This window comes from Streptomyces arenae (assembly GCF_022343545.1).
Taxonomy (GTDB): domain Bacteria; phylum Actinomycetota; class Actinomycetes; order Streptomycetales; family Streptomycetaceae; genus Streptomyces; species Streptomyces humi.
On the sequence record NZ_JAKQYH010000070.1, the window covers coordinates 121,131 to 134,736 of the forward strand.

15 protein-coding genes are annotated in these 13,606 nt (G+C 71.8%); 6 read left to right on the plus strand and 9 right to left on the minus strand.

The window, feature by feature from the left end:
- Positions 1 to 69: 69 nt before the first annotated feature.
- Positions 70 to 1,353 (plus strand): thymidine phosphorylase, encoded by a 1,284-nt coding sequence (locus MB828_RS33535; protein ID WP_301651468.1) that lies wholly within the window; start codon positions 70 to 72, stop codon positions 1,351 to 1,353.
- Positions 1,354 to 1,448: 95 nt separating this feature from the next.
- The gene (locus MB828_RS33540; RefSeq protein ID WP_301651469.1) at positions 1,449 to 2,033 is read left to right on the plus strand and encodes a Uma2 family endonuclease; all 585 of its coding nucleotides are present in this window, start codon (positions 1,449 to 1,451) and stop codon (positions 2,031 to 2,033) included.
- An 8-nt stretch (positions 2,034 to 2,041) separates the two neighbouring features.
- Here MB828_RS33540 and MB828_RS33545 read toward each other — a convergent pair whose 3' ends face one another.
- Entirely contained in the window at positions 2,042 to 2,962 is a 921-nt protein-coding gene (locus MB828_RS33545) for an AEC family transporter (RefSeq protein ID WP_301651470.1), read from the minus strand.
- A 161-nt stretch (positions 2,963 to 3,123) separates the two neighbouring features.
- Between MB828_RS33545 and MB828_RS33550 the strand changes: the two genes are divergently transcribed.
- Complete coding sequence (locus MB828_RS33550; RefSeq protein WP_133025623.1) at positions 3,124 to 3,510, plus strand: STAS domain-containing protein; 387 nt, start codon at positions 3,124 to 3,126, stop codon at positions 3,508 to 3,510.
- On the opposite strand, the gene MB828_RS33555 is transcribed toward MB828_RS33550, so the two are convergent.
- Both MB828_RS33555 and MB828_RS33560 read right to left on the minus strand, forming a co-directional pair.
- Positions 3,394 to 4,407, minus strand: coding sequence for a sigma-70 family RNA polymerase sigma factor (locus MB828_RS33555; RefSeq protein WP_301651471.1), 1,014 nt, complete (start codon positions 4,405 to 4,407; stop codon positions 3,394 to 3,396). The two genes, MB828_RS33550 and MB828_RS33555, sit on opposite strands and share 117 nt — an antisense overlap.
- Positions 4,408 to 4,614: 207 nt before the next feature.
- On the minus strand, positions 4,615 to 5,883 hold the full coding sequence (locus MB828_RS33560; protein ID WP_301651472.1) for an MFS transporter: 1,269 nt from the start codon (positions 5,881 to 5,883) through the stop codon (positions 4,615 to 4,617).
- Positions 5,884 to 5,945: 62 nt separating this feature from the next.
- Between MB828_RS33560 and MB828_RS33565 the strand changes: the two genes are divergently transcribed.
- Complete coding sequence (locus MB828_RS33565; protein ID WP_133025620.1) at positions 5,946 to 6,899, plus strand: LysR family transcriptional regulator; 954 nt, start codon at positions 5,946 to 5,948, stop codon at positions 6,897 to 6,899.
- An 83-nt stretch (positions 6,900 to 6,982) separates the two neighbouring features.
- Here MB828_RS33565 and MB828_RS33570 read toward each other — a convergent pair whose 3' ends face one another.
- On the minus strand, positions 6,983 to 7,744 hold the full coding sequence (locus MB828_RS33570) for an alpha/beta hydrolase (protein WP_301651473.1): 762 nt from the start codon (positions 7,742 to 7,744) through the stop codon (positions 6,983 to 6,985).
- A 123-nt stretch (positions 7,745 to 7,867) separates the two neighbouring features.
- Here MB828_RS33570 and MB828_RS33575 point away from each other — a divergent pair, with 123 nt between their 5' ends.
- Both MB828_RS33575 and MB828_RS33580 read left to right on the plus strand, forming a co-directional pair.
- Positions 7,868 to 9,025 carry an adenosine deaminase gene (locus MB828_RS33575; RefSeq protein WP_301651474.1) on the plus strand — a complete coding sequence of 386 codons (1,158 nt, stop codon included), beginning with the start codon at positions 7,868 to 7,870 and terminating at the stop codon, positions 9,023 to 9,025.
- A gap of 151 nt (positions 9,026 to 9,176) precedes the next feature.
- On the plus strand, positions 9,177 to 9,530 hold the full coding sequence (locus MB828_RS33580; RefSeq protein WP_301651475.1) for an ATP-binding protein: 354 nt from the start codon (positions 9,177 to 9,179) through the stop codon (positions 9,528 to 9,530).
- An 81-nt stretch (positions 9,531 to 9,611) separates the two neighbouring features.
- Here the strand turns inward: MB828_RS33580 and MB828_RS33585 are convergent, their stop codons facing one another.
- From MB828_RS33585 to afsQ1, 5 genes are all read right to left on the minus strand, one after another.
- On the minus strand, positions 9,612 to 9,809 hold the full coding sequence (locus MB828_RS33585; RefSeq protein ID WP_046729811.1) for a PspC domain-containing protein: 198 nt from the start codon (positions 9,807 to 9,809) through the stop codon (positions 9,612 to 9,614).
- Positions 9,810 to 9,904: 95 nt separating this feature from the next.
- Positions 9,905 to 10,456, minus strand: coding sequence for a VanZ family protein (locus MB828_RS33590; protein ID WP_133025616.1), 552 nt, complete (start codon positions 10,454 to 10,456; stop codon positions 9,905 to 9,907).
- A 202-nt stretch (positions 10,457 to 10,658) separates the two neighbouring features.
- Positions 10,659 to 11,261 carry a hypothetical protein gene (locus MB828_RS33595; RefSeq protein WP_133025615.1) on the minus strand — a complete coding sequence of 201 codons (603 nt, stop codon included), beginning with the start codon at positions 11,259 to 11,261 and terminating at the stop codon, positions 10,659 to 10,661.
- Positions 11,261 to 12,853, minus strand: coding sequence for a sensor histidine kinase (locus MB828_RS33600; protein WP_301651476.1), 1,593 nt, complete (start codon positions 12,851 to 12,853; stop codon positions 11,261 to 11,263). Before MB828_RS33600 ends, MB828_RS33595 begins: the two co-directional genes overlap by 1 nt.
- Positions 12,850 to 13,527: a two-component system response regulator AfsQ1 gene (gene afsQ1 / locus MB828_RS33605; protein ID WP_177232965.1), complete on the minus strand. Its 678-nt coding sequence runs from the start codon at positions 13,525 to 13,527 to the stop codon at positions 12,850 to 12,852. The genes MB828_RS33600 and afsQ1 overlap by 4 nt, the downstream gene beginning before the upstream one ends.
- Between the last annotated feature and the right edge of the window lie 79 nt (positions 13,528 to 13,606).

Here is a 13,606-nt window from a genome sequence, read left to right on the forward strand (position 1 = left end):
CCGTACGGCCCCTCCCCGCCCGTCCGCGCGGAGGGGCCGTGCGCTTCGCAATGCTCCGAAGGGAACGTCATGGCCATGGACGCCATCTCCGTCATCCGCACCAAGCGGGACCGCGGTGAGCTCGGCGACGAGCAGATCGACTGGGTCATCGACGCGTACACGCGCGGCGAGGTGGCCGACGAGCAGATGTCGTCGCTCGCCATGGCCATCCTCCTCAACGGCATGAACCGCCGCGAGATCGCCCGCTGGACCGCGGCGATGATCGCCTCCGGCGAGCGCATGGACTTCTCCTCGCTGTCCCGCCCGACCGCCGACAAGCACTCCACGGGCGGTGTCGGCGACAAGATCACGCTGCCCCTGGCGCCTCTCGTCGCCGCCTGCGGCGCGGCCGTCCCGCAGCTCTCCGGCCGCGGCCTCGGCCACACCGGCGGCACCCTCGACAAGCTGGAGTCGATCCCCGGCTGGCGCGCCCTGCTCTCCAACGAGGAGATGCTGTCGGTGCTGGACTCGACGGGCGCGGTGATCTGCGCGGCGGGCGACGGCCTGGCCCCCGCGGACAAGAAGCTCTACGCACTGCGTGACGTCACCGGCACGGTCGAGGCGATCCCGCTGATCGCCTCCTCGATCATGTCGAAGAAGATCGCCGAGGGCACCGGCTCCCTGGTCCTGGACGTGAAGGTGGGCACCGGCGCCTTCATGAAGACCATCGAGGACGCCCGCGAACTGGCCTCGACGATGGTGGGCCTCGGCACCGACCACGGCGTGAAGACGGTCGCGCTCCTCACCGACATGTCCACCCCGCTCGGCCTCACGGCGGGCAACGCCCTGGAGGTCCGCGAGTCGGTGGAGGTGCTCGCCGGCGGCGGCCCCTCGGACGTGGTCGAGCTGACCCTCGCGCTGGCCCGGGAGATGCTGGACGCGGCGGGCATCCATGACGCCGACCCGGCGAAGGCGCTGGCGGACGGCTCGGCGATGGACGTCTGGCGCCGGATGATCGCGGCCCAGGGCGGCGACCCGGACGCGACGCTGCCGGTGGCGCGCGAGCAGCATGTGATCACGGCCCCGTTGTCGGGCGTCCTGACCCGCCTCGACGCCTACGGCATCGGCGTCGCCGCATGGCGCCTCGGCGCCGGCCGCGCCCGCAAGGAGGACCCGGTGCAGGCGGGCGCGGGCGTCGAACTCCACGCCAAGCCCGGCGACACCGTCACCGCCGGCCAGCCCCTGCTCACCCTCCACACGGACACCCCGGAACGCTTCGAGTACGCACTCCAGGCGGTCGAGGGTTCGTACGGCATCGCGGCGGCCGGTACGGACTTCACGGCGTCGCCCGTCGTGCTGGAACGTATCGCCTGACCAGGTGTTTCTTCTTTGGGGTGAACGGGATCGGTGGACCTGCGCCGGTCCCGTTCGGCATGCTGGGATCGGTGACGCAACCGAAGGAGACCGCCATGAGCGCACTCACCGTGGGCCACGACCCCGAGCAGAGCTGGGACGAACTCGTCCAGTTCTGGGAGGAGATGGAATGGCCCGAGGGCAGCAAGGTGGAGATCATCGAGGGGATCGTCACCGTGTCACCTGCTCCCGCCTCCCGCCACAACTTGATCGCGGCCCGCATTCAGCGCCGCCTCTACAGCGTGGTTCCCGACGACTTGGAGATCTTCCAGACGCTGGCCATCGCGGTGCCGTCGCGTCTGGGGATGCTCATCCCCGACCTGGTGGTGGCGCCGGTGCAGGGTTGTGTGGAGGCGGACTCCCACATCCCCGCCGCCCTCGCCGAGCTCGTCGTCGAGGTCACCTCAAGGTCCAACGCCCGGCACGACCGCGTCAGCAAGCCCGCCGCGTACGCCACCGCGGGCATCCCGCTCTACCTCCTGATCGACCGCTGGGCTCCCGGCGGCCCTACCGCCACGCTCTACGGTGAGCCGAAGGGCGATGTCTACCAGGTGCTCAGCGCGGTCAAGTTCGGAGACCCCGTCGTCCTGCCGGAGCCGTTCGGCCTCACCATCGACACCGGCGAGTTCCCCGTCGACTGACCGGCCGGTCACCCCAGCAGCGCCGCCACCACGACCAGTACCGGTACCGACAGCACCGTCGAGAGCAGGATCGAGTCGCGGGCCAGTTCCTCGCCGACCCGGTAGGTGCTCGCGTACGTGTACAGGTTCTGCGCGGCCGGCAGCGCCGAGGTCACCGTCACGTCCAGCAGGGGCGCGCCGTGCAGGCCGAAGACGGCCGACGCCAGGGCCCAGGCGGCCAGCGGCTGGCCCACCGCCTTCAGCGCCACCGACAGGAACACCGGGTGGCGGTCGCGGCCCCGGCCGGGGAGGGTGCTGCCGCGCAGCGAGATGCCGAAGGCCAGCAGGACCGCCGGGACGGACATGTTGCCGATCAGAGTGAGAGGGTCCATGACCGGGCCGGGGACGTGGAGCCCGAGACCCGAGACCGCGACGCCGGACAGCGAGCCGACGGCTATCGGGTTGCGCAGCGGGGTCAGCAGGCGGCGCCACCACGGCCCCTTCTCGCCCGCGCCCGCCAGGTCGAGGACCGTCAGGGCGACCGGGGTGAGCAGCACCACCTGGAACAGCAGCACCGGGGCCACCAGCGACGCGTCGCCCAGCACGTACACCGCGATCGGGATGCCGAGGTTGCCGGAGTTCACGTAGCTGGAGCACAGCGCGCCGATCGTCGTACGTCCCACACCCCAGCCCCGTACGGCACCCACCGTCACGAACACGCCCGCCGCCGCTGCCGTGGACAGCGCCGTCACCAGGAGGCGGCTGGAGAAGACCACCGCCAGGTCGGCCTTCGCGAGGGTGGTGAACAGGAGCGCGGGGGAGGCGACATGGAAGGCGAGCCTGGTGAGGACCTCGCGGCCGTTCGCCCCGAGGTGGCCACCGCGGCCGAGGAGATAACCGACGGCGATCACGATCGCGATCACCGCGAAGCCGCTCAGCACCCCTTGCACGGAACCCCCAGGGCGTGCGCCGGGCCGTCGGGTATCGGGATGGGTGCTGATCTGTGGGGCATACACCTGACCCTCTGGTGCGGGTCAGGTGCAGGTCAACTTTGTGATCGTTGCGATCGCTGTGATCTGTGCGGCACGCGCGGGGCGCGCCGCGGCTACCGATGAGTTGTCAGGCCCGGCCCGGTCTACCGCTCGTGGATGCCGTGACCCCCGCCGTACTGACGCTGTCCGGCCCCGTCGCCAGGGACGAGGTGCCGGGGCTCTGCGACGACGTGCGGGCGCTGCTGCGGGGCGGCAGGGCCCGGGTCGTCGTCTGCGACGTCGGCGGCCTCGGACCGCCGGGCCTCGCGGTCGTCGACCTGCTGGCCCGGCTGGAACTGACCGCCCGCCGGGCCGGCGGCCGGATCCGGTTGCGGGACCCCGATCCCGCCCTACGCTCCCTGCTCCGGTTCGTCGGACTCCGCATCCAGGTGGAGAGGGAGGTCGAAGAGCGGGAACCAGCGCTTGGTGTCGAGGAAGAAGTGGAACCCGGTCAGCCGTCCGTCTGAGATCTCCAGGACCTGGATCGACCACGGCGTCCAGCCGCCGGTGTCCGGGTCGGGCTTGTACTGGGCGAACCCGGGCAGGCCGTTGACCTGGACCGGGAACAGGCGTGAGCCCTCGCAGGCCGAGCCGAGGGTGGTCATGAAGCCGGCGATGTCCTCGTGACCGGTGAGCCACAGGTCGAACGGCGGCATCGTCATGATGGCGTCCTCGTGGAGGAGTGCCGTCAGCGCCGTCATGTCGTACCCCTCGAAGGCCGCGACGTAGCGCTCCAGGAGCTTCTGCTGCTCCTCGTCGAGCGCGTCGGACACCTCGGCCTGGGCACCCGACTGCTGCTGCTCCGCCAGCGTGGCCCGGGCCCGCTGGAGGGCGCTGTTCACCGACGCGACCGTGGTGCCGAGCAGTTCGGCGACCTCGCTCGCCTTCCAGGCCAGCACCTCGCGCAGGATCAGCACCGCCCGCTGCTTGGGCGGCAGCTGCTGGAGCGCGGCCATGAAGGCGAGCCGGATGGACTCCTTGGCCACGGCCGCCTCCGCCGGGTCGCCCACGGTGGGCAGCACGCGGGCGTCGGGCACCGGCTCCAGCCAGGTGTTGTCGGGCCGGGGGGAGAGCGCCGCCTGGGCGAGCGGCGTCGACTCACTGAGGTCCATCGGGCGGGCCCGCTTGTTGCCCGCGTTCAGCATGTCCAGGCAGACGTTGGTCGCGATCCGGTACAGCCACGACCGGAGGCTGGCACGGCCCTCGAACTTGTCGTAGCTCCGCCAGGCCCGTACCAGGGTGTCCTGTACGGCGTCCTCGGCCTCGAAGGACGAACCGAGCATGCGGTAGCAGTAGCCGGTCAGTTCGGTCCGGTGCTTCTCCAGTGCGACGTCCAGTTCCGCGGTCGCCGTGCTGTTGGTCATGCCGTCCACCCACCCCACGTGGCCATGTCGCGCGCCTTCGCGCTCCAGCACTTGAAAGCTAGCGCAGGGGACTGACAATGGCGTCCGAAGTCGCAGAACGTGCAGGTGGGAGTGGGTCGCCTATGGAGGTGGGGTGCGGGGTTCGGTGGCGGGTGCGGCGCGGTGGGGGCTGGTCGCGCAGTTCCCCGCGCCCCTTTCAGGGGCGCTTCAGTGGGCGTTGGCCGTCACACTGCGGCGGGCTGCCAGTGAGCCCAGGACCGTGATGGTGACCACGCCCGCTATCGCCAGGAGGCCGACGGCCACCGTGCCCGACCAGCCCTGCGCGTGGAACGCCAGCGCTCCGATCGTGCTGCCCGCGCTGGAGCCGATGTAGTACGCGGACTGGTAGAGGGCCGAGGCCTGGGCGCGGCCGTGGGTCGCCGTGTGGCTGACCGCCGAGGAGGCCACCGCGTGGCCCGCGAAGAAGCCCGCGGTGATCAGGACCAGGCCCAGCAGGACCAGCGGGAGCGAGTCGGCCAGCGACAGCAGCAGGCCCGTGGCCGTCGTGCCGCCGCCCAGGTAGAGGGCGCCACGGCGGCCGAGCCGGGCGACCAGACGCCCGGCCGTCGACGCGGAGACCGTGCCCACCAGGTACACCAGGAAGATCGAGCCGATGATGCCCTGGGGGAGCGAGAAGGGCTCCTCGGTGAGGCGGTAGCCGATCACCGTGTAGACACCGCCGAAGACGGTCATGAAGAGCGCGCCGATCGCGTACAGGCGGCGCAGCAGCGGGTTCGCCAGGTGGTCGCGGACCGTGCCGAGCAGCCGGCGCGGGTGCAGCGAGCCCGCCGTGAAGTGCCGCGGCGCGGGCAGCAGCAGCCGGAAGGCCACCGCGCAGCCGACGGCGATCACACCGATGGTGCCGACGGCGATCCGCCAGCCCCACTCCTGTGCCACCCAGCCGGTGATGACCCGGCCGCTCATCCCGCCGACGCTGTTCCCCGCGACGAACAGGCCGATCGCCGTGACCAGCGCCTTCGGGCGGACCTCCTCGGCCAGATAGGCCTGCGCGGAGGCCGGCAGACCGGCCAGTGCCGCGCCCTGGACGCCGCGCAGCACGACCAGCACACCCAGCGAGGGCGCGAAGGGGACCAGCAGGCCGACGGTCACCGCCACCGCCAGCGAGGCGGTCATGATCGTACGACGCCCGAAACGCTCGGAGAGCGCGCTCATCGGGATGACGAACAGCGCCAGACCGCCGGTCGCCGCCGCCACCGTCCAGCTCGCGTCGCTCGCGCTGACCCCGAAGCCGTCGGAGATCAGCGGCAGCAGCGCCTGGGTGGAGTAGAGGAGGGCGAAGGTCGCGACACCGGCGAGGAAGAGCGCGAAGCTCATCCGGCGGTAGCCGGGACCGCCCGGGGTCAGACGGGAGTCGGCGGCGGGGACGGACGGGACGGCGCCCAGGGTGGTGGACGCCCCGGTACTGGCGGGAGACATGCTTCGAACGTACGGACCCCCTCTTCATCCGTCCAATGCATGGAATCGTCATAATCGTTCCCATGGAGCATCAGCAGAGGTCAGCCGCGCGCCTGTCACCGTCCAGTGACACAGAAGACATGACGATGTTGCTGGCGCCCCGCCTCGCGTACTTCGCCGGCGTCGCCCGCACCGAGCACGTCACCAGGGCCGCGCAGGAACTGGGCGTCCCCCAGTCCACCCTGTCCCGGGCGATGGCCCGCCTGGAGGAGGACCTCGGCGTCGACCTCTTCACCCGGCACGGCCGCACCGTCTCCCTGACCCCTGCCGGCCGTACCTTCCTCACCTCGGTCGAACGCGCCCTCGGCGAGGTGCAGCGCGCCGCCGACGAGGTACGCGCCGACGCCGACCCCACCACCGGGAAGGTCGCCTTCGGCTTCCTGCACACCATGGGCGCGGAGACGGTTCCCGGCCTGCTCCAGGCGTTCCGGGTCGACCACCCCCGCATCCGCTTCAGCCTCGTCCAGAACTACGGCGAGGCGATGATCGAGAAGCTGCGCGCGGGGGAGCTCGACCTGTGCCTCACCTCGCCGGTCCCGGACGCGCCCGACCTGGTGGCCCGCCGCCTGGACGAACAGAAGCTCCGCCTGGTGGTCCCGGCGGACCACCGTCTGGCGGCCCGCCGCCGGGTCCGTCTCGCCGAGGCGGCCGACGAGACCTTCGTGACCCTGGAACCGGGCTACGGCCTGCGCCGCATCACCGACGACCTCTGCAAGGAGGCGGGCTTCAGACCGCGGATCGCCTTCGAGGGCGAGGAGGCCGAGACCTTGAGGGGCCTGGTCGCGGCGGGACTGGGGGTGGCCCTCCTGCCTCCGCCGGTCTTCCCCCGCCCAGGAGTCGCGGAACTGACGGTCACGGCACCGAGGGCGGCGAGGGAGATCGGCGTGGCATGGCTGGACGGCCACCCGGACACCCCACCGGTGACCGCCTTCAAGAAGTTCCTGCTGTCAAGAAGGGGCAACTTGCTGCCGACCTAGGCGCAGCGCCCCGTCAGGGGCGCGGGGAACTGCGCGACCAGCCACCACGCATCCGCACCCGGAACACCACCGAACCCCACCCCTTACCGCCGCAACGACTTACCGAACCCCGCGGCCAACGGCATCCGCAAGCCGATCGGCGGCGGCGCCGCCAGCGCGTCCTCCACCGGCCGCGACACCGCGTGCCCGTACACCGCCCCCATGACGAAGTCCGAAGCGAGAGCGAGGACTTCGTCCCGGTGCTGATGCAGCCCGTGGCCGTCGGAGTGCACCTCGAACCGGCACACCTCCCGGTTCGCCTTCTTCGCCCGCGCCGCCAGCCGGAACGACAGCTCCGGATCGGTCCGTTCGTCGTTCGTGCCGTGCACGATCAGCACCCGTCGGCCCACCAGCTGCCGAACCGGTTCCTCAGGTGCCGCCACGTCCGTCTCCGGCAGCCAGGGGGCGATGGACACGACGGAGTTGACGGCCTCGTGGCCTCCCGCCCGAAGCGCCGCCCGGCCGCCCATCCCGACGCCCAGCAGGCAGACGGGCACGTCGCCGTACCGTCGTACCACCTCGTCGGCCGCCCAGTCGGCGTCGCCGGCGAGGTGTGCCTCGCTGCCGTTCCAGCCGCGATAGCGGTAGTGGACGACATACGCCGCGAGCCCCTCGTAGCGGCCGTCGCGGGCGAGCCGGCGGCCGAGCGCGCGGATGAGGGTCGTCGCCCATACGGGGGACGGCTTGCGGGCGGAGTTCTCCTCGCCGCCCGGGAGCAGCAGGACCGCTCCGCTCACCGTCGCCGGCTCCTGGCCGACTGCCCTGCCCAGTCTGGCCGTTCGCACCGGGGTCGCTTGCTGTGCCATGACAGAACAGTGTCAGAAGACGCGGTGCACTTGACCCGTCCGTGGGGTCACCGTTGGGTATCGACGGAACGGGAAACAGCCGACCACCGGGCGATCTACGCGCGTAGGAGTTAGAGTGCGGAAATGACGAGCCAGAGCACCGCGAACACCCCGACGCCGGAGCAGATCCGCCGGGCGCCCAAGGTTCTGCTGCACGACCACCTCGACGGCGGCCTGCGTCCAGGCACGGTCGCCGACCTCGCCCGGGAGACCGGCTACACCCAACTCCCCGAGACCGACCCGGACAAGCTCGGCGTCTGGTTCCGCGAGGCCGCCGACTCGGGCTCCCTGGAGCGCTACCTGGAGACCTTCTCGCACACCGTCGGCGTGATGCAGACCCGGGACGCGCTGGTCCGCGTCGCCCGCGAGTGCGCCGAGGACCTCGCCGAGGACGGCGTCGTCTACGCCGAGGTGCGGTACGCCCCCGAACAGCACCTGGAACAGGGGCTGACCCTGGAGGACGTCGTCGAGGCCGTCAACGAGGGCTTCCGGCAGGGCGAGGCGCTGGCACGGGAGAGCGGCCGGCGGATCCGGGTCGGCGCCCTGCTCACGGCCATGCGGCACGCGGCCCGCTCGCTGGAGATCGCCGAACTCGCCAACCGCTACCGGGACCTGGGCGTGGTCGGCTTCGACATCGCCGGTGCCGAGGCCGGCTACCCGCCCACCCGGCACCTCGACGCCTTCGAGTACCTCAAGCGCGAGAACAACCACTTCACCATCCACGCCGGCGAGGCCTTCGGGCTGCCGTCCATCTGGCAGGCCCTCCAGTGGTGCGGCGCCGACCGGCTCGGGCACGGCGTGCGGATCATCGACGACATCCAGGTCCACGAGGACGGCACGGTCAAGCTCGGCCGGCTCGCCTCCTACGTCCGTGACAAGCGGATCCCGCTGGAGCTGTGCCCCAGCTCCAACCTCCAGACCGGGGCCGCCGACTCCTACGCGGGCCATCCGATCGGGCTGCTCCGCCGGCTCCACTTCCGCGCGACCGTCAACACGGACAACCGGCTCATGTCCGGCACCAGCATGAGCCGGGAATTCGAGCACCTCGTCGAGGCGTTCGGCTACACGCTCGACGACCTCCAGTGGTTCTCCGTCAATGCGATGAAATCAGCGTTCATTCCTTTCGATGAACGCCTTGCCATGATCAATGACGTGGTGAAGCCCGGATATGCAGAGCTGAAATCCGAATGGCTGTTCCGGGGGACCGCCTCCACCAGCGGTTCTGCCGACTCGGAGGGCTGACCGGGCATCCGGGCGGGGCGCGGAATGCGGACGGGCTTTCACAAGCCGTCCGCATTTCGGTGTTTGCGGCGGGTGGCGGCCCGTGTTTACGGTCGTGGACCGCTCAGCTTGTAGTCGATCCCCGTCACCGCATTCCAAGGACGCATTTACGATGAAGCAGTCAGCTGCCAAGACCCTCGGTGTCGCCGCCCTCGGTGCCGCCTTCGCCGCTGTCGGCGCGGGCGCGGCCAACGCGGCCCCGGCCGTCCCGGACTCCTCCCAGGCCCTGGACACCGTCACCAGGACGCTGCCGGCCGAGAACGTCTCCAAGGCGCTGCCGGGTGCCGGGCAGGCCGTGGCGCAGGGGCAGAACGCCCTCGGTGCCGGCCTGACCGCCGTCCAGCCGGCCGTCCAGCAGGTGCTCGCCGGCGGCCCGACCAAGCCCGCCGCCGGACTCCTCGGCGGACTGCCCGTGCAGGGCCTGCCCACGCACGGCCTGCCGGTCAACGGGATTCCGCTCGGCTGACCCTCTCCCCAGCCGGGCGGCAACGCCGTCGGGGCGCCCCGGACTCCTCCGGCGCGCCCCGACGGCGTTCGCTCCCCGGTGTCACCAGGCGGCGGCCTTCTCCTCGGAGGGGAGGAGGATCCACAGGGCGATGTAGAGCAGGAACTGCGGGCCCGGCAGCAGGCAGGACAGCAGGAATATCACCCGCATCGTCGTGGCGGAGGTGCCGAAGCGCCGGGCCAGCGCGGCGCACACTCCGCCGATCATGCGGCCGTGGGTGGGGCGGGCGAGGCTGGACATCTGCGGCTCCTTCGTGAGCGTCCGGTGCGAGACGGCCCGTACGGCCCCTCGTCTGCCCACTACGCTACGGAGCCGAACCGGGTCGGAGCGTCGCTCTACGGAGCGATCCCGACCCTGGGAATCGTCGGGGTACGACCCTGAGCCGCGTCCTCCTGGAGGACGGCGGCCGGCCGTTCCCGCCGGTCCCTGCGGCGGAGCCGGGCGCGGGCCGCCGGAACCACCGCCAGGTGCGCGACGACCACGCCCACGGTGTTCAGCAGGATCGAGTCGACGTCCACCACCCGCCCGGGCACCCCGGTCTGCAACAGGGCGATGCCCAGCGAGATCAGGGCGGCCGCGGTGGCCGTGGCGACCAGCGAACCGAGCGGGGAGACCCGCAGCCGGCCGTGCACCGCCGGCAGCAGCACGCCCAGTGGCGCCAGCAGCGCGAGCCCCTCACCGATCCGGTGCGCCGCCTCCCGCGGGCCCAGCGCCAGGTCGGCCCGGATGCCGGCGAACGGGTGCAGGTTGGCGGGCAGCACCCAGGGCACGTCCAGCGGGCGCAGCATCAGCCAGGCGACGAACGCGAGGTGTGCGGCAAGGAGGACACTCCCCGCCACACGGACCCGGATCGCGGCGCTGCCGCCGATGAACCCTTGACGCTGCACGCCCCCCAAGACGCCCTCGCGCACCCGAACGGTTCCGGACAGGGGCGTGAGCCCTCCAACACGCGCCCCCGACAGCGCCCCTTCAGGGGCGCGGGGCTGTATTGGATATGCGGCTACCGCCGCGCGGGCGCGACCAGCCACGCACGACCCGCAGTCGCCGCGTGACCTGCCCAGGCACCCCATGAGGCGCCCCGACCCCCCCTCACCCCGAAGCGACCTCGGTGGACGGCGGCCGGTTCCCGCTCGGAGAGTTCCGCACGGCGTCCGTGCACGCGTACCGCAGCAACGGCTCCGTCCCCGGCCCGCCCAGGATCACCGACCCGTCGCCCTCCGCGGCCGCCGAGTCGGACAGCGTGCACACGATCTGGGCGAGCGCGTACGACGTCAGCTGCGGCGGCGAGGTGCTCAGCCGCAGCGTGTCGTCCGGGTCCCCGCGCCGCGGCCCGCCGACGCTCATCCCGCCGCGCACGTACGTCGTGTAGCCCGCGTCCTTCTCGGCGGCCGACGGCGTCTCGGCGAGCTGGTCCAGCAGCCCCTGCGCGACGATCACCCGCCGCCTGGCGTCCGCCGTGCCGTCGGGCACGCGCACCGCCCGGTCGACGGTGACCAGCGACGCCCCGCACAGCAGGAACACCTGCACCGGCACCCCCTGCGCGGACTGTGCCGGCAGGTCGGGCTGGGACATGGAGCACGGCACCCGCGACGGCGCCCCGCCGAAATCGGTCGGCACCTCGGTCGCCCGGATCCCGCACCCGGCGAGCGCCAGCGCGAGCACGGCGACGCCCACGAGTCCTCGTACCTGCATCAGACGCCCTTCCCTCCGGCGACCCCGGCGTTCCCGGCGTCCCCGGCGTCCTTGCTCTCCTCGGTCAGCGCCGAGGCGTCCCGGGGCAGCCGGAGCGTGAAGACCGCGCCGCCCTCGGGGGAGTTGGCGGCGGTGATCGAACCGCCGTGGATACGGGCGTTCTCCGTCGCGATGGACAGGCCCAGACCGCTGCCCTCGGAGCGCGGCCGGGAGGCGCTGGCCTTGTAGAACCGGTCGAAGACGTGCGGCAGCACATCCTCGGGGATACCGGGCCCGTGGTCGCGTACGGCGATCACCAGATCCCCGCCCTCCTGCTGCTCCATGCGCACCGACACCCGCACCGGCGAGCCGCCGTGCTTGAGGGCGTTGCCGATCAGGTTGGCGAGGATGACGTCGAGGCGGCGCGGGTCGAGGCGGGCGTGGATGCCGCGCTCGGCATCCAGGTCCACCGCGTCCAGCCAGGCACGGGCGTCGATGCAGGCGGTGATCTGGTCGGCGATGTCGACGTCGTCGAGGACGAGACGGGCCGTGCCGGCGTCGAAGCGGGTGACCTCCATCAGGTTCTCGACGAGGTCGTTGAGCCGGCGCGTCTCGCTGACGACCAGCCGGACGGCGGGCTCGATCATCGGGTCGATCGACCCCGACTCCGCCTCCAGCTCCTCCTCCAGGATCTCCGTGACGGCGGTGATCGCGGTGAGCGGGGTCCGCAGCTCGTGGCTCATGTCGGCGACGAACCTGCGGGACGCGTCGTCGCGCGCCGCCATGTCGTCGACCCGCTTCTCCAGCGCCTCCGCCGCGTCGTTGAACGTCCGGGACAGGTCGGCGAGTTCGTCGGTACCGGAGACCCGCAGCCGGGTGTCCAGCTTGCCCTCGCCGAGCCGCCGCGCGGCGACGCCCAGCCGGTGCACCGGCTTCAGCACGGTCGTGGCGGCGGCCTGGGCAAGCAGCGCGGAACCGATCAGGGCCAGGGCCGTCGCGATGCCCAGCGACCAGGCCAGCGAGTTGAGGTCCTTCGCCTCCGGCTCCAGGGACTTCATCATGTAGCCGGTCGGGCCGCCGCCGATCAGCCGCGTCCCGGCGACGAGATACGGCGTGCCGTGGTCCACGACCCGCTGCCAGTACAGGTGGTACGCCGACTGGTTGTTCTCGGTGACCTTCTGCTGCTTGTCGACGGCCTTGCGCAGCGAGCCGGGCACGTCCTCCAGCGCGAACCCGCTGAGCCCGCCCGAATTGCCGTACGTCACCTTGCCGTTCGCGTCCTCGCCGACCAGCAGCACGCTGAAGCGCTGACTGCTGTTGGCCATCTGCCCGGCCGTGCGCTGGAGTTCGTCCTGGGTGGGGTGGACCGGCAGCGCCCCGGCCCGGTTCTGCATCTCCTGCTGGAAGTCGCGCAGCACCGCGTCCTGGGTGCGGGTGAGCACGGCCTCGCGGTTGAGCCAGTACGCGATGCCGGACGCGGACACGGCGGCGGTCAGCGCGACGAGCCCGAAGACCACGACGAGCCGCAGCCGCAGACTGGTGAAGCGCAGCCGGGACACGGCTCCCCTGCGTTCCGAGGCCCAGCCCCGGAAACCCTCGTGCCGGTCCGTCACTGAGGGGCGTCCAGGCGGTAGCCGACACCACGCACGGTACGGATCAGGGTCGGGGACGAGGGCACGTCCTCCACCTTGGCGCGCAGCCGCTGCACGCAGGCGTCCACCAGCCGGGAGTCACCGAGGTAGTCGTGCTCCCAGACCAGCCGCAGCAGCTGCTGCCGGGACAGCGCCTGCCCCGGCCGCCGGCTCAGCTCGAGGAGCAGCCGCAGCTCGGTCGGGGTGAGCTGGAGGTCCTCGCCGTTCTTCGTCACGGTCATCGCGGAACGGTCGATGACGACGTTGCCGAAGGTCGCCGAGTCGGTGGACTCCCGCTCGCCGCGCCGCAGCACGGCCCGGATCCGGGCGTCCAGCACCCGCCCCTGGACGGGTTTGACGACGTAGTCGTCGGCGCCGGACTCCAGCCCGACCACCACGTCGATGTCGTCGCTGCGCGCGGTCAGCAGGATGATCGGCAACTGGTCCGTGCGCCGGATGCGCCGGCACACCTCGAACCCGTCGATCCCGGGCAGCATGACGTCGAGGACGATCAGATCGGGCCGCTGCTCGCGCAACAGCTTCAGACCGTCCTCACCGGTCGCAGCGGTGGCCACCCGGTGTCCCTGGCGCGTCAGTGAGAGCTCCAGGGCCGTTCGGATGGCGTCGTCGTCCTCGATCAGCAACAGGGAAGGCACGGGCTCATTCTGGCCCATGAGGGCCCTGTCGTACGACCTGTACGGCTCGGAGCTGCCGGGAAACCTCTGTAGCCCCCTC

What these genes read in the sequence shown, in the direction of transcription:
- MB828_RS33535 (WP_301651468.1), top strand. Translation starts at nt 70, where the DNA reads ATGGCCATGGACGCCATCTCCGTCATCCGCACCAAGCGGGACCGCGGT.
- MB828_RS33540 (WP_301651469.1), top strand. Translation starts at nt 1,449, where the DNA reads ATGAGCGCACTCACCGTGGGCCACGACCCCGAGCAGAGCTGGGACGAA.
- MB828_RS33550 (WP_133025623.1), top strand. Translation starts at nt 3,124, where the DNA reads ATGAGTTGTCAGGCCCGGCCCGGTCTACCGCTCGTGGATGCCGTGACC.
- MB828_RS33555 (WP_301651471.1), bottom strand. Translation starts at nt 4,407, where the DNA reads ATGACCAACAGCACGGCGACCGCGGAACTGGACGTCGCACTGGAGAAG.
- MB828_RS33560 (WP_301651472.1), bottom strand. Translation starts at nt 5,883, where the DNA reads ATGTCTCCCGCCAGTACCGGGGCGTCCACCACCCTGGGCGCCGTCCCG.
- MB828_RS33565 (WP_133025620.1), top strand. Translation starts at nt 5,946, where the DNA reads ATGGAGCATCAGCAGAGGTCAGCCGCGCGCCTGTCACCGTCCAGTGAC.
- MB828_RS33570 (WP_301651473.1), bottom strand. Translation starts at nt 7,744, where the DNA reads ATGGCACAGCAAGCGACCCCGGTGCGAACGGCCAGACTGGGCAGGGCA.
- MB828_RS33575 (WP_301651474.1), top strand. Translation starts at nt 7,868, where the DNA reads ATGACGAGCCAGAGCACCGCGAACACCCCGACGCCGGAGCAGATCCGC.
- MB828_RS33580 (WP_301651475.1), top strand. Translation starts at nt 9,177, where the DNA reads ATGAAGCAGTCAGCTGCCAAGACCCTCGGTGTCGCCGCCCTCGGTGCC.
- MB828_RS33585 (WP_046729811.1), bottom strand. Translation starts at nt 9,809, where the DNA reads ATGTCCAGCCTCGCCCGCCCCACCCACGGCCGCATGATCGGCGGAGTG.
- MB828_RS33595 (WP_133025615.1), bottom strand. Translation starts at nt 11,261, where the DNA reads ATGCAGGTACGAGGACTCGTGGGCGTCGCCGTGCTCGCGCTGGCGCTC.